Source organism: Halomonas ramblicola (genome assembly GCF_030409215.1).
Taxonomy (GTDB): Bacteria; Pseudomonadota; Gammaproteobacteria; order Pseudomonadales; family Halomonadaceae; genus Halomonas; species Halomonas ramblicola.
The window spans coordinates 1-13,400 of record NZ_JAUFPL010000017.1 but is presented as its reverse complement, the minus strand read 5'-3'; the positions used below and the strand labels follow the sequence as shown (position 1 = coordinate 13,400).

22 protein-coding genes are annotated in these 13,400 nt (G+C 64.5%); 17 read left to right on the top strand and 5 right to left on the bottom strand.

Translation table 11 applies throughout. From position 1 onward, the window contains the following. The 5 genes from QWY80_RS04375 to QWY80_RS04355 form a co-directional block, all read right to left on the bottom strand. Window positions 1–423: phasin family protein (locus QWY80_RS04375; protein ID WP_290229488.1), on the bottom strand; the 423-nt coding region annotated here is incomplete at its 3' end. Window positions 424–667: 244 nt separating this feature from the next. Then, the gene (locus tag QWY80_RS04370) at window positions 668–934 is read right to left on the bottom strand and encodes a type II toxin-antitoxin system RelE family toxin (protein ID WP_290229487.1); all 267 of its coding nucleotides are present in this window, start codon (window positions 932–934) and stop codon (window positions 668–670) included. Beyond that, complete coding sequence (relB, locus tag QWY80_RS04365) at window positions 918–1,139, bottom strand: type II toxin-antitoxin system RelB family antitoxin (protein ID WP_290229486.1); 222 nt, start codon at window positions 1,137–1,139, stop codon at window positions 918–920. Before relB ends, QWY80_RS04370 begins: the two co-directional genes overlap by 17 nt. A gap of 75 nt (window positions 1,140–1,214) precedes the next feature. Then, window positions 1,215–1,724 (bottom strand): NYN domain-containing protein, encoded by a 510-nt coding sequence (locus QWY80_RS04360; protein WP_290229485.1) that lies wholly within the window; start codon window positions 1,722–1,724, stop codon window positions 1,215–1,217. A gap of 339 nt (window positions 1,725–2,063) precedes the next feature. Next, window positions 2,064–2,525, bottom strand: a complete 462-nt coding sequence (locus tag QWY80_RS04355) for a pilin (protein WP_353960437.1) — start codon at window positions 2,523–2,525, stop codon at window positions 2,064–2,066. 360 nt (window positions 2,526–2,885) lie between these two features. Between QWY80_RS04355 and pilB the strand changes: the two genes are divergently transcribed. The 17 genes from pilB (at window position 2,886) to QWY80_RS04265 (ending at window position 13,026) form a co-directional block, all read left to right on the top strand. After that, window positions 2,886–4,664, top strand: a complete 1,779-nt coding sequence (pilB, locus tag QWY80_RS04345) for a type IV-A pilus assembly ATPase PilB (protein WP_290229484.1) — start codon at window positions 2,886–2,888, stop codon at window positions 4,662–4,664. 259 nt (window positions 4,665–4,923) lie between these two features. Continuing rightward, window positions 4,924–6,165, top strand: coding sequence for a type II secretion system F family protein (locus tag QWY80_RS04340; RefSeq protein ID WP_290229483.1), 1,242 nt, complete (start codon window positions 4,924–4,926; stop codon window positions 6,163–6,165). A 293-nt stretch (window positions 6,166–6,458) separates the two neighbouring features. Continuing rightward, window positions 6,459–6,806 carry a type II toxin-antitoxin system RelE/ParE family toxin gene (locus QWY80_RS04335; protein WP_290229482.1) on the top strand — a complete coding sequence of 116 codons (348 nt, stop codon included), beginning with the start codon at window positions 6,459–6,461 and terminating at the stop codon, window positions 6,804–6,806. Window positions 6,807–6,808: 2 nt separating this feature from the next. Further along, window positions 6,809–7,111, top strand: coding sequence for a helix-turn-helix domain-containing protein (locus QWY80_RS04330; RefSeq protein WP_290229481.1), 303 nt, complete (start codon window positions 6,809–6,811; stop codon window positions 7,109–7,111). A gap of 9 nt (window positions 7,112–7,120) precedes the next feature. Further along, a complete protein-coding gene (locus QWY80_RS04325; protein WP_290229480.1) occupies window positions 7,121–7,972 on the top strand; it encodes a prepilin peptidase in 852 nt (283 codons plus the stop codon). A gap of 43 nt (window positions 7,973–8,015) precedes the next feature. Beyond that, window positions 8,016–8,357 carry a type II toxin-antitoxin system RelE/ParE family toxin gene (locus QWY80_RS04320; RefSeq protein WP_290229479.1) on the top strand — a complete coding sequence of 114 codons (342 nt, stop codon included), beginning with the start codon at window positions 8,016–8,018 and terminating at the stop codon, window positions 8,355–8,357. Between the two features lies 1 nt (window position 8,358). After that, entirely contained in the window at window positions 8,359–8,682 is a 324-nt protein-coding gene (locus QWY80_RS04315; RefSeq protein WP_290229478.1) for a helix-turn-helix domain-containing transcriptional regulator, read from the top strand. Between the two features lie 147 nt (window positions 8,683–8,829). Then, entirely contained in the window at window positions 8,830–9,225 is a 396-nt protein-coding gene (gene mntA / locus QWY80_RS04310; RefSeq protein ID WP_290229477.1) for a type VII toxin-antitoxin system MntA family adenylyltransferase antitoxin, read from the top strand. Window positions 9,226–9,332: 107 nt separating this feature from the next. Next, on the top strand, window positions 9,333–9,563 hold the full coding sequence (vapB, locus tag QWY80_RS04305) for a type II toxin-antitoxin system VapB family antitoxin (RefSeq protein WP_290229476.1): 231 nt from the start codon (window positions 9,333–9,335) through the stop codon (window positions 9,561–9,563). Continuing rightward, complete coding sequence (vapC, locus tag QWY80_RS04300) at window positions 9,564–9,965, top strand: type II toxin-antitoxin system tRNA(fMet)-specific endonuclease VapC (RefSeq protein WP_290229475.1); 402 nt, start codon at window positions 9,564–9,566, stop codon at window positions 9,963–9,965. Continuing rightward, window positions 9,962–10,567: a dephospho-CoA kinase gene (gene coaE, locus QWY80_RS04295; protein ID WP_290229474.1), complete on the top strand. Its 606-nt coding sequence runs from the start codon at window positions 9,962–9,964 to the stop codon at window positions 10,565–10,567. Before vapC ends, coaE begins: the two co-directional genes overlap by 4 nt. Window positions 10,568–10,631: 64 nt before the next feature. Beyond that, entirely contained in the window at window positions 10,632–10,880 is a 249-nt protein-coding gene (locus QWY80_RS04290) for a type II toxin-antitoxin system Phd/YefM family antitoxin (protein WP_290229473.1), read from the top strand. Next, window positions 10,870–11,154: a type II toxin-antitoxin system RelE family toxin gene (locus QWY80_RS04285; protein WP_290229472.1), complete on the top strand. Its 285-nt coding sequence runs from the start codon at window positions 10,870–10,872 to the stop codon at window positions 11,152–11,154. The genes QWY80_RS04290 and QWY80_RS04285 overlap by 11 nt, the downstream gene beginning before the upstream one ends. 10 nt (window positions 11,155–11,164) lie before the next feature. Then, window positions 11,165–11,401 carry a DNA gyrase inhibitor YacG gene (locus QWY80_RS04280; RefSeq protein WP_290229471.1) on the top strand — a complete coding sequence of 79 codons (237 nt, stop codon included), beginning with the start codon at window positions 11,165–11,167 and terminating at the stop codon, window positions 11,399–11,401. A gap of 4 nt (window positions 11,402–11,405) precedes the next feature. After that, window positions 11,406–12,293, top strand: a complete 888-nt coding sequence (locus QWY80_RS04275; RefSeq protein ID WP_290229470.1) for a DNA replication terminus site-binding protein — start codon at window positions 11,406–11,408, stop codon at window positions 12,291–12,293. Window positions 12,294–12,345: 52 nt separating this feature from the next. Further along, window positions 12,346–12,648, top strand: a complete 303-nt coding sequence (locus tag QWY80_RS04270) for a type II toxin-antitoxin system HigB family toxin (protein WP_290229469.1) — start codon at window positions 12,346–12,348, stop codon at window positions 12,646–12,648. A 3-nt stretch (window positions 12,649–12,651) separates the two neighbouring features. Next, complete coding sequence (locus QWY80_RS04265) at window positions 12,652–13,026, top strand: helix-turn-helix domain-containing protein (RefSeq protein WP_290229468.1); 375 nt, start codon at window positions 12,652–12,654, stop codon at window positions 13,024–13,026. Window positions 13,027–13,400: the final 374 nt, after the last annotated feature.

The following is a 13,400-nucleotide window of genomic DNA, read 5'->3' as shown; positions in this document are numbered from 1 at the left end:
CTTGGCCTTGGGCGCGGCTTCCTTGACGGCCTTGGTGGCGGTCGCGGTGGCCTGCTGGGCGCTTTCCTGGGCCTGCTTGACGCTGCCCTCGGTCAGCTTCTGGCCTTCCTGGACGAACTCCTGCTGCAGGGCCACCACCTTCTCGGCATCGCCCTTCAGGCGCTCGGTCAGCTCCTTGGCGACCTCCGGCTGGCCTTCCAGGTAGCCCTTCAGGCCCTCGGCATCCTTGACCTCCACCAGGCGGCGCAGCTGCGCCAGGTTGATGTCGGCACAGGCCCTGGTGGCCTCGAGCTGGGTAGTGACCAGCTTTTCGGTGACGTCGACGGACAGGGCGGCGAAGGCGCGCGCCGGGCCGAAGAACAGGGACTCGAACTGGGCGGTGTCGAACTGCTTGGCGTCGAATGCGAAGAATGCGTTGGTCATGATGGGAACCTCCGGGGTTCTGATTGCCATGGAACGGGAGAGCCCCGCTCTGCTGCAGTGCACAATAGCAGGAAGATTTGTGCGATGCAACATCCAGCCTCGGATCCAGGAGCACCGCCCAGCGTCCACCACACCTCCAGTGCCGGGGCACCGCCCAGGCTGGCGCCATATAACGCCAGCGGCCGGCATCGCTGCCGGCCGCTGGAACTTCAGGCGTAGGTGGGAAATGGGGGTCTGGCCCCGATTAATCATAGACATCCTTGCGGTGAGCCACCCGGACTACCAACACCACCAGCCTGTCATCCTGAATCTGGCAGATAACCCGGTAATCCCCCACTCGATAACGCCAGAACTCCGTCAACTCTCCTTTCAAGGGTTTGCCCAGTTGGCTCGGGTGATCCAGAGCCATCACCCGCTCCTCAAGAAACGCACGTATACGCCGGCGCTGCTGGGGATCGATCTTCCTGAAGCTCTTTGCCACAGAAGCCAGATATTCAACCTTCCAGGTCACGCCAGAACTCCTCGGGGGTCATGACGCGATCCCGGCCCTGGCGAAGCTGCTCCAGTGCATGTTCGGCGAGATAGGCATCCTCGAGCTCATCGAGATGCTCCTCGATCAGCTTGCGCAGGTAGAACGTTTTCGAGCGGCCTGTCGCCTGGGCCAGATACGCCAGGCGAGCCTCGATGTCGGGATCCAGGCGTAGGCTGATAGGCATGACGCTCACCTCTTGCAATACGTGCGATCATTGTATCGCAAGAGGGCCCAAAACGCGAACTGCCGGCCGCTGGAGTCATCGCCCCCGCGCATCCTTGATATACACCACCTTGCCGTCGTGCCGGAACTCGAACAACTCACTGGCCTGGATCAACTCGCCGAGTTTCTTGTAGCCGTAGTTGATCGGGGAGAAGGAGCTGTTGTTGGAGATGTAGTGGCCCACCCTGGCCAGCGACGCCCAGCCATCGTCATCGGAGGTCTTCTCCACGGCCGTTCTGAGCAGCCTGACGAGCGCCGTATCGCCTCTCAACTCGTTGCGGGAACGCTTCTTGACCGGCTCCGCGCCCTCGCCCTTCTCCTCGCCCTGCTGCTGCAGGCTCTCCGTATAGATGAACTGCGAACAGGCATTCACGAAAGGCAGCGGCGTCTTGCGCTCGCCGAACCCATAGACCGGCATCCCGCTCTCGAGGATACGCATCACCAGCGGCGTGAAGTCGCTGTCACTGGTCATCAGGGCGAAGGCGTCGACCTCATTGCCGTAAAGCAGGTCCATGGCATCGATGATCATCGAGGCATCTGCTGACATTGTCGCAATCGATCAATAACGCGATCCGGGTCCCTGTCTTCATTGGCCCTCCGGGGCCTGCCTCATGCAACTCTGAACTCCGGGAATGCTCCCGTGCCAAGGATAGCCTGCCTTCCGCCTGCAACAAGCATCACCGAGCTACAAGGAAGTGGATGTGCTTTTCCTTTGTTTCTGTTTCATCAGGCATGAGGGCCGCCGAGGGCTCGCCACGCCGACGGTGCCAGTTCGCCGCCCGACGACTGAGGCCGGCAAACGCCAGCGGCCGGCATTTCTGCCGGCCGCTGGTGGGTTCAGGCTAGAGTGGGAAATGGGGGTCTGTTCCCGATTGTCCGTAGCCCGTTATGGCTGACACGATCCAGGCAGATATCTAACATCAATAGTCCCACCCCCGCAATCCCAACCAGTAATATCATTAGCAGCATTAACCCTAGGCGTAAAATTAAATGTTGCTCCTCGAATATCAGTAGCAACAGGAGCAGCATTCAGCATAGTCACTGTGATCACGCCATCGGTTTGAACATGGGTTACAGTATCAACGTATCGGCCTGCCGGAGTTGCTATGTTATGTGTTCCATCGGCTGGAAAAGCACCGGTTGATACAAGTTCTTCAGCAAGAGCTGTTTTCAAACCAGCTGCTAAAGTTACACCTTCACTAACCTGTGACCTAGCCACATAATCCTGATACCTCGGTATCGCAATCGCCGCCAGAATGCCGATAATCGCCACCACGATCATCAGCTCGATCAGGGTAAAGCCGCCCTGCCCGGTCTTCACGTACTTTTTTACGCCTTGGGTTTGCATGGTTCTGCCCCTCGCTCTCGTCGCCTCGTCCCGCCCGGGCCCGTCTGGCATGGCCTTCTTCTGGTACCCTGGCGGCTGATGGTGGTGACCCGAGTCGTCGGGTCGCCGTTCTGTCGTTGGCGAAGGCTTACGCACCGTCGCCTACCGCTTACATTAAGTTACGAATCGCAACCTTGCAAGGACAAGAATAGCCCGAGACGAGAAATTTGTGACCCCGGGCATCAATGCCCTGGTACGCAAAGGTTGAAAGGGCGTTCTCGAACGCTGGGCGACGGCGGGTGGCCGGGGCTAGAATGGGGATGCTAGCGGAGTCGCCAGGGACGGCGGACTCACATCGGCCAGCCTGCATCGCGAGAGCCTATGAACGACTACCGTACTCCTCCCCCCTCCCACTCGGCCCTGGAAGGCACCCGCCCGGACGCCGAGGCGGGCCTGCGCGGCCTGGCCAAGCGCCTGGTCACCGACGAGCGACTCTCCTACGCCGCGGCGGTGCGCGCCGAGCAGGAGGCCCGCGAGGAGGAGGTCTCGCTGCTCGAGCATGTGATCGAGACGGGGCAGGTGTCGGCCCGCCAGGCCACCCTCACCGCCGCCTGGGAGTACGGCCTGCCGCTCATCGACCTGGACGCGGTACGTCCGGACACCCTGCCCCGGGCGGAGCATTTCCCCGAGAAGATCCTGCGCAAGCTGAAGGTGCTGCCGCTGGTCCAGCACGGCCACCGCCTGACGGTGGCGGTGCCCTACCCCTCGACCCTGGCCCAGCTCGACGAGCTGCAGTTCGCCACCGGGTTGACCCCCGAGGGCATCCTGGCCCCGGTGGATCAGCTGGCCCCGGTGCTGGAGGGCTACCTGGCGCGCAGCGAGAAGAGCATGCTCGACGAGCTCAAGGGGGTGGACGATGCCATCGGCGAGCTGGGCGTCGAGGGCGGGGGGGAAAGCGACGAGGTGGACCTGCAGGCCGAGGCCCGCGCCGCCAGCGACGATGCGCCGATCATCAAGTTCGTCAACAAGATCCTGCTCGACGCCATCCATCGCAGCGCCTCGGACATCCACTTCGAGCCCTACGAGACCAGCTACCGGGTGCGCTTTCGCATCGACGGCATGCTCCACGATGTGGCCCACCCGCCCTTCGCCATGCGCACGCGCATCGCCGCGCGCCTCAAGGTGATGTCGCGGCTCGACATCTCCGAGCGGCGCCTGCCCCAGGACGGCGCCATCAAGCTCAGGCTGTCGAAGTCGCGCTCCATCGACTTCCGCGTCAACACCCTGCCCACGGTGTACGGCGAGAAGCTGGTGCTGCGCATCCTCGACCCCACCTCGGCGCAGATGGGCATCGAGCAGCTGGGTTTCACCGCGGAGCAGCGGGGGCTCTACGAGGAGACGCTGAGCCATCCCCAGGGCATGATCCTGGTCACCGGCCCCACCGGCAGCGGCAAGACCGTCAGCCTGTATACCGGCATCAATATCCTCAACCAGGTGGAGCGCAACATCTGCACCGCCGAGGACCCGGTGGAGATCAAGGTGCCCGGGGTCAACCAGGTGAACGTGCTGCCCAAGATCGGCCTGGACTTCGCCAGCGCCCTGCGCGCCTTCCTGCGCCAGGACCCGGACGTGGTGATGGTCGGCGAGATCCGCGACCTGGAGACCGCCGAGATCGCCGTCAAGGCCTCCCAGACCGGCCACCTGGTGCTCTCCACGGTGCACACCAACTCGGCGGCGGAGACGTTGACGCGCCTGGCCAACATGGGGGTGGCGCCCTTCAACATCGCCAGCTCGGTGAGCCTGATCATCGCCCAGCGCCTGGCCCGGCGGCTGTGCCCGCACTGCAAGCAGGCCGCCGACATCCCCCGCGAGGTGCTGGCCCAGCAGGGCTTCAACGAAGCGGAGATCGACGGCGCCACCATCTTCGAGCCGGTGGGCTGTCGCCGCTGCACCAAGGGCTTCAAGGGCCGGGTGGGCATCTACGAGGTGGTGCCGATCAGCGATACCATGAGCCAGTTGATCATGAAGAACGGCAACGCCATGGACTTCGACACCCAGGCCCGGCAGGAAGGCCACCCGGACCTGCGCCGCAGCGGCCTGCTCAAGGTGATGCAGGGCCTCACCAGCCTGACGGAGGTCAACCGGGTGACGAAGGATTAAAGCTGGAAGCTGGAAGCTGGAAGCTGGAAGCTGGAAGCTGGAAGCTGGAAGCTGGAAGCTGGAAGCTGGAAGCTGGAAGCTGGAAGGCAGCATGATGTCAACAGCCTTGGGGTCAAGGTTTTTCTTACAGCTTATGGCTTACGGCTCCCGGACGAAGTCCGGGCTCTTCCAGCTCCGGGCGTAGCCCGGCTCTTCCAGCCGCGAAGCGGCGCTCTTCAAGCTTCAAGCTCATTTAGCAGGGAACAAGGGACACGACACCATGGCTACTACCACGGCACGCAGAGTGCGCCCCAAAGAGAAGGTCAAGCTCTATCGCTGGAACTGGAGCGGCGTCGGCCCCCAGGGGCGCCGAGTCAGGGGCGAGGTCGTCGCCGCCAAGCGCTTCGAGGTCGAGAAGGTCCTCAACGGCCAGAACATCATCGTCAAGAGCATCAAGCGCAAGGGCGGCCTGGGCGGCGGCATGGGCACGATCAAGCCCCGCGACATCATGCTGTTCGCCCGCCAGATGTCCACCATGATCCGCGCCGGGGTACCCATCCTGCAGGCCTTCCAGGTGGTGGCCGAGAGCCTCAAGAAGCCGGCGATGAGCGCCCTGGTGCAGGAGCTGATGACCGACGTCTCGTCCGGCAGCAGCTTCTCCGAGGCCATGCGGCGCCACCCCCTGCATTTCGACAAGCTGTTCTGCAACCTGGTGGAGGCCGGCGAGCAGTCCGGCTCCCTGGACCGCATGCTCGACCGGGTGGCCACCTACAAGGAGAAGCTGGAAACCCTCAAGGGCAAGGTGAAGAAGGCGCTGTGGTACCCCGCGGCGGTGATCCTGGTGGGCTTCGCCGTCACCGCCCTGCTGCTGATCAAGGTGGTGCCGCAGTTCGAGAGCCTGTTCCACGGCTTCGGCGCCGAGCTGCCGGCCATGACCCGCATGACCATCGCGCTCTCCGAGTTCGCCCAGGCCTACTGGTGGTGGGGGGTGCTGGGCTTCGCCGCCGTGGTGTTCTTCATCCGCGGCGGCATGCAGCGCTCCGAGGCCTTTCGCTACCGCATGCACGCCTGGGCGCTGAAGATCCCGGTGATCGGCCAGATCCTGGACAAGTCCGCCGTGGCCCGCTACTCGCGCACCCTGGCCACCACCTTCGGCGCCGGCGTGCCGCTGGTGGAGGCGCTCGACACCGCCGCCGGCGCCACCGGCAGCATGGTCTACGAGCGCGCCGTGCACCAGATCCGCGAGGACGTCTCCACCGGCCAGCAGCTCGCCTTCGCCATGCGCATGACCGAGCAGTTCCCGGCCCTGGCGGTGCAGATGGTCGGCATCGGCGAGGAGGCCGGCTCGCTGGACGCCATGCTCAACCGCGTGGCCGACTACTACGAGGAGGAGGTCGACAACATGGTCGACACCCTGACCTCGCTGCTCGAACCCTTCATCATCGTGGTGCTGGGCGTGCTGGTCGGCGGCCTGGTGATCTCGATGTACCTGCCGATCTTCGAGCTGGGCAGCGTGATCTAGCGCCGAGCGCCGAGCGCCGAGCGCCGAGCGCCGAGCGCCGAGCGCCGAGCGCCGAGCGCCGAGCAGTATCGTAGGAGGGAAGCTCCGCTTCGCGACTGGAGGCCGCAGGCCTCCCGGCGGTAACCGCCACAAACCAGGGCAACACCGCCGGGCGCCGGGCGGCGCCAATCGCTGTAGGAGGGAAGCTCCGCTTCGCGACTGGAGGCCGCAGGCCTCCCGGCGGCAACAGAGGGATGTGTTGCCGATACCTTTACATGATATAGCCTGTAAGCTATATTGATGGAGCGAGCCCCATGTGGCGTGTCGTCACGGTCGAGCGGTTCGACCAATGGTTTATGCAGCTCGGCGATGCTGAGCAACAAGCGATCCTTGCCGGCATCTTCAAGCTGGAGACTCTCGGACCACACCTTGGCAGACCGGATGTCGATTCGCTGAAGGGCGCTCTCAAGGTAAGGAATCTGAAAGAACTCAGAATACAGTGCAAGGGCCGTCCCTATCGCATCCTGTTTGCCTTTGATCCCGTTCGTCAGGCCGTCATGCTGTGTGGTGGCGACAAGACAGGCGATAAACGCTTCTATGAAACCCTGATCCCGGTTGCCGAAAGGGAATTCCTGGATCATCTGGCCAGCCTGGAGGAATGATCATGGCAAAGCCGCTTTCCTCACTCGTCAAGCAAGTGAAACCAGAGGTCGTGGAGGCCGCCAGGGCCCAGGCCGAACAAGAGGTCTTCGAGTGGCGCCTGAGCCGGTTGCGTGAACAGCTCGAGGTGTCCCAGGTAGAGCTCGCTGAAATGATGGGTATCTCCCAGCCTTCGGTCGCCAACCTGGAAAAACGCGGCGCGGAAATCAAGCTCTCGTCCCTGAAGCGCTACGTGGAGGCGATGGGCGGTAAGCTAACCATCGATATCGAGTTACCCGACGGCCACCATATCGGCATGAACTGCTAGGAGCCCTTCTTGCTCGACCTTCCCCCTACCCTGCTCTGGCCGCTGGCGGCCTTTATCGGCCTGTGCCTGGGCAGCTTCCTCAACGTGGTGATCGTGCGCCTGCCGGTGATGCTGATGCAGGGCTGGCGCGCCGAGGCCCGCGAGGCGCTGGAGCTGCCCGAGGAGACCCACCAGCGATTCAACCTGGTCACCCCGCCTTCGATCTGCCCCAGTTGCGAGGCGCCCATCGCCTGGCACGACAACCTGCCGCTGGTCGGCTGGTTCAAGCGCCGCGGGCGCTGTGCCAGCTGCCAGGCGCGCATCAGCCCCCAGTACCCGCTGGTGGAGCTGGCCGGCGGGGCCATCGCCCTGGCCGTGGTGGCGCTCTACGGGCCGGGCTGGCAGGCGCTGTTCGTGCTGGGCGCCTGCCTGGCGCTGCTGGCCATGGCGGTGATCGACTTCCGCACCCAGCTGCTGCCGGACGCGCTCACCCTGCCTCTGCTGTGGGCGGGCCTGCTCTACCAGCTGCTGTTCCAGCCGCTGATGCTGCCCAGCGCGGTGATCGGCGCCATGGCGGGCTACCTGGTGCTGTGGGGCTTCTACTGGCTGTTCAAGCTGGTCACCGGCAAGGAGGGCATGGGCTACGGCGACTTCAAGCTGCTCGCCGCCCTGGGCGCCTGGGTGGGCTGGCAGTACCTGCCACTGCTGCTGATCCTCTCCGCCGGGGTCGGCGCCATCATCGGCATCGTCGTGCAGCTGGCGATGCCGCGCCTGCGCGGCGCGCCCATGCCGTTCGGCCCCTACCTGGCCATGGCCGGCTGGATCGCCCTGCTCGCCGGCGAGCCGCTGATGGCGGTGTATGGGCGGCTGTTCCTGGTGTGAGCGGCCTTGCCAATAGGTAACTTAAACGTTACCATCATGACTCATGAAGATCGCACTCCGCGAATTCGTACGCGATGACGGTACCAGCCCATACCGTGAGTGGTTCGATGGGCTGGATCCCCAAGCCGCGGCGAAGGTGGCTACCGCCGAATACCGTATGTCGATGGGCAATACGTCCAACATCAAGTGGTTCGACGGCATTGGCGAATATCGCATCGATTGGGGACCAGGCTATCGCATCTACCTGGCCCGGGATGGTGAGACCTTGTTTATCCTGTTCGGCGGGGGCACGAAGCGTCGCCAGCAGGCCGATATCGATAACGCCAAGGCGCTCCGTGACGAGTACAAGCGTCGCAAGCGCCAGGCGAAGAAAGGAGGGAAGTGACATGGCACTGACCCGAGATTTCAAGGCAACGATCGCTGCCCGCGCCGAGCGGGATCCGGCATTTGCGAAAGCCATGCTGGATGAAGCCGTGACACTGTTTCTCAACGGCGAGCCGGACACCGCCCGCCTGATCCTGCGTGACCTGGTCAATGCCACCGTGGGGTTCGAGGCACTGGCCGAGGACACCGGCCGGCCCAGCAAGAGCCTGCACCGCATGCTCTCGGCTTCCGGCAACCCCGGAATGGACAATCTCGCGGCCATTCTGGGTGCCGTGCGCAAGGCTCTGAAAGTCAAGCTGGAAGTCCATACGATCAGTGCGGCCTGAAGCCTGACGCGCCCGTGCCGTTCGGCCCCTACTTGGCCATGGCCGGCTGGATCGCCCTTCTCGCCGGCGAGCCGCTGATGGCGGTGTATGGGCGGCTGTTCCTGGTGTGAGCGCTGGGCGCTGCTTTCACGATACCGAAGCACTGCAATGGACCCCATCCGCGACGAACTCAAGGCCCTGGCCGGCGAACGCGAGGATATCGCCGCGCTGTGGCTGTACGGCTCCCGGGCCCGAGGGGACCATCATCCGGACAGCGACTACGACCTGGCCGTGGCCTTCACCGACTGGATCGATGCCCCCCTGGAACGGCGACTGCGTCCGGAACTCCTGGCCATGGAATGGCAGCGTGCCCTGGGCCTCGAAGAGGGGCGCCTGAGCCTGGTGGATATGGCGATCTGCCCGATTCCGCTGGGCTGGAGCATCCTCTGTGAAGGCCTGTTGCTGGTCGACCGCCACCCCGAGCAGCGCATGACCCAGGAATCACGCATCATGTCGCGCTGGGAACTGGATTACTGGCACAGGATACCAAGGAGCGAGACATGATCGTGGGTCTGATCGGCGGCATTGTCACACTCGGCATATCCCATTGACATATCCCGTCTCCACACTAGACTGCCAGGTGAACGACATTCGCGATCGAGGAGGCAGGCATGGAACAGGCATCCGTCTTCAGGAGCAACCGTAGCCAGGCCATCCGCCTGCCCAAGGCCGTGGCACTGCCCGACGATATCAAGCGGGTCGATGTCGTGGCCATCGGCCGCACCCGCATCATCGCGCCGGCGGGGGAAGCCTGGGACAGCTGGTTCGATGGCCAGGGCGTCTCGAGTGATTTCATGTCGGAGCGCGAGCAGCCGGCGGATCAGGGCCGAGAGGGGTTCTGAGTGCTCAAGTACATGCTCGATACCAATATCTGCATCTTCACCATCAAGAACCGCCCCGCCGGCGTGCGGCAGGCCTTCAAGCAGCATCACGCCCAGCTCTGTATCAGCACGGTAACGCTGATGGAGCTGATCTACGGGGCCGAGAAATCCGCCGCGCCGGAAAGGAACCTGGAGGTGGTGGAAGGCTTCGCCGCCCGCCTGGACGTGCTGGGCTATGACCAGGAGGCGGCGGCCCATAGCGGCCAACTGAGAGCCGAACTGGCCAGGAACGGGACACCCATCGGCCCCTACGACCAGATGATTGCCGGCCATGCCAGGTCGCGAGGCCTGATCCTGGTCACCAACAATCGGGGTGAGTTCAGCCGCGTACCCGGACTGCGTATCGAGGACTGGGCCTCATGATCGTGGGCCTGACCGGCGGCATCGCCTCGGGGAAGTCCACCGTGGCCCGGGCCTTCGCGGCACTCGGCGTGCCTTGGGTGGACGCCGACGACGTGGCCCGCGAGGTGGTCGAGCCCGGCGAGCCGGCGCTGGCCGAGATCGCCGCGCGCCACGGCACGAGGGTGCTCAACGACGACGGCGGCCTGAACCGCCGGGCGCTGCGCGAGATCGTCTTCAATGATCCCGACGAGCGACGCTGGCTGGAGTCGGTGACCCATCCGCGCATCCGCACGCGCCTGCTCGAACACCTCGCGCGCCTGCAGGCCGGCGGAGCGCCCTATGTGCTGCTGGTCTCGCCGCTGCTGTTCGAGTCCGGCCAGAGCGCCATGGTCGACCGCTGCCTGGTGATCGACGTGCCGGAAACCCTGCAGATCGAGCGCACCGCCGCCCGCGACGACGTCGACGCCGCCCAGGCCCGCGCCATCGTCGCCGCCCAGATGCCGCGCGAGGCGCGCCTGGCCTGGGCCGACGAGGTGTTGGACAATAGCGGCGACGAGGCCGCCATGCGCCGCCGGGTCGCCGAGCTCGACCGGCTCTATCGCGCCATGGCAAGCAAACCGTGACCTTTTAAAAGTCTTTTAACAGGTCTAGAATTGGCACCATTATTCCTCGATGAGGAGGTAGCCCATGCCTCACACCATCCTGGCCAACACCACGGCCAGCATCTCCGAGCTCAAGAAGAACCCCATGGCTACGGTGGCGGCTGGGGAAGGTTTCCCCGTTGCCGTTCTCAACCGAAACGAGCCTGCCTTCTATTGCATTCCGGCCGCTGCCTATGAAGAGCTCCTCGAGAAACTGGAGGACGCTGAACTGAACCGCCTCGCGGATGAGCGCAGCACTCAGCCCGAGATCACGGTTACGCTGGATGAGCTATGAGCTGCGCTTCCGCGCCGAGGCCCTCGAGGAGTGGCGGAAACTGGACGGCAGCGTGCGTGACCAGTTCAAGAAGAAGCTCCATGCGCTCCTGGAAGCGCCGGAAATACCCTCGGCTCGGCTGTCGGGCAGCCAGAACCGCTACAAGATCAAGCTACGCAGTGCCGGCTTCAGGCTCGTATATGAAGTACGCGACGGAGAGCTCGTGGTGCTGGTCATCGCCGTGGGTAAACGGGAAAGGAACGACGTTTACCTGAAAGCCGCTAAAAGACATTAGAGCGATACTCATGATACAGCAAAAGCCCCAACGCCCCCTGGAAGTCGCCTGCCCGCAGTGCCGCAAGAAGGTCGAGTGGCGCGAGGACAACCCCTGTCGCCCCTTCTGCAGCGAGCGCTGCCGACTGCTCGACCTGGGTGCCTGGGCCGACGGCTCGCACGCCATCGCCGGCGAACCGGCCATGGACGAGACCGAGATCGACGAGATGATCCTGCGCGCCGAACGCGGGCTGGGTGAGCGGGACTGATGCCATGAACGAAGCGGCGCGCCCCGAGTACCGCCTGCTGGCCGAGCTGGAGGCCGCCTTCGACGTGCTGATCGAGCATTGCGAGGCCGTGGTGGCGCAATACCGGCATGCCCCCGGCGCCTGCTGGATCTTCGGCGAACCCGAGCCGGTGACGGCGCAGCGCGGTGCCGAGTGGCTGCACCGGGCGCTGCTCGACTTCTGGTACCAGGACGGCCAGGACGGCCGCGCCACCCGCGCCCATGTGGGCCTGGTGGCCGCCGGCGAGACGCTGATCGAGAGGGTCGCCGCGGCCAACGCCGCCAAGGCCGACTTCGCCGCCCTGCTCTCCCGCATCCGCGAGCAGGCTCCGGCACTGATCCCCGAGGCCAAGGCGGTACTGCCCTTCCGTCACCCGGCCCTCCACGATCACCTGCGCGGCCAGGGCCTGGCGCGGCTGCACCTCAAGCAGTGCTGGCGGGCGATTCCCGTGGCCGAGGCGCCGGTGGCCCGGGTGCGCCTGGCCTGGTACTCCAACGGGCGCTCCATCAAGCGCCTGACGGTACGCGAGGCCGAACAGAAGCTACTCAAGCTGGATGCCGATGCCGCCCATGTGCGCATCCAGATGAAGCGACTCGCCGGCATTCCCAGCGCCGAGCCGCTGGCCCAGGTGCAACGCCAGGCGCCGCTGATGCGCGCCAACCTCTTCTACCGCGCGCCGCTCGACGACGGCCGCACCCGCCGCGCCATGAACGTCGCCCTGCCGCTGTTCGTGCCCAACCCCGAAGGCCGCCTGCCGGACCACAACCTCCCGCCCCGGCAACCGCCCGAGGCCCGCACCCGCGCCCGCCGCCGCGACGAGAAACTCGAGGACGAGCCCTTCCTGCCCAGCCTCAGGGTCTACCGCTACCGCTGAGTCTTGAACCTGAAGCCTTGCCGAATGTCCCAAAATGGGACAAGCTGAGCCCATGCGGATCATCGCCATCAAGAACCTGCGCGACTTCTGGGAGCGGCATCCCGATGCCAAGGGCCCCTTGGAGGCCTGGATCGACGAGGTCAGACATGCCGACTGGCGCGACGCCCACGACATCAAGGCCAGGTACCGTAGCGCCAGCCCAGTCGGTAACAAGCGGGTGGTATTCAATATCAAGGGCAACGACTACCGATTGATCGTCGCCGTCGCCTATCGGTTCGGGGCCGTCTATATCAAGTTCATCGGCACCCACGCCGAATACGACAAGGTGGATGCCGAAACCGTAGAACTGGAGTGACCCATGGACATTCGCCCAATCCACACTGAAGCCGACTACCAGGCCGCCCTCCGCGAGGTATCGTCTTACTTCGACAACGAACCGGAGCCCGGCACCGAGGATGGCGACCGTTTCGAGATTCTCATGACCCTGGTCGAGGCCTACGAGGCAAGGCACTTCCCTGCGGACCTGCCTAACCCCATCGAGGCCATCAAGTTTCGCATGGACCAACAGGGCCTCACGCCCAAGGATCTGGAACCGGCGATCGGCAAGCGTAACCGCGTCTACGAGATCCTCAACGGCAAGCGTCGCCTGACACTGCCCATGATCTGGCGACTCCACGACATGTTCGGTATACCCGCTGAGAGCCTGATCAAGCCGCCCCACGAGGCTGCCTGACTGCCAAGCGGTATTAGGCAGGAGGGCAGCTTGTTGCCGGTTCGGCGACTCGACGATTGGCGCCGTCAGGCGCCCGGCGGGGTTGCCTGCGCCGGTGGATACCGCCGGGAGGCCTGCGGCCTCCATCGCCCAACGAGCCGAAACGTCGGACCGTGCCCTCCTACATTTCGGCGCCGCCCGGCGCTCGGTGGTGTCATCAACGACGGCAGTCTCGTCGTAGGAGGGCAGGTTCCCTGCGCGACTGGCGCCGACAGGCGCCCGGCGGGGTTGCCGGCGCCCCCGAGTTCGACACTTCCAGCTCGATTTTGGCCTGATTTCGGCACCTGTGGTCCGAGAATTCAGTGATTTAGCAAGTTACGGGCGAAATTGTTGTA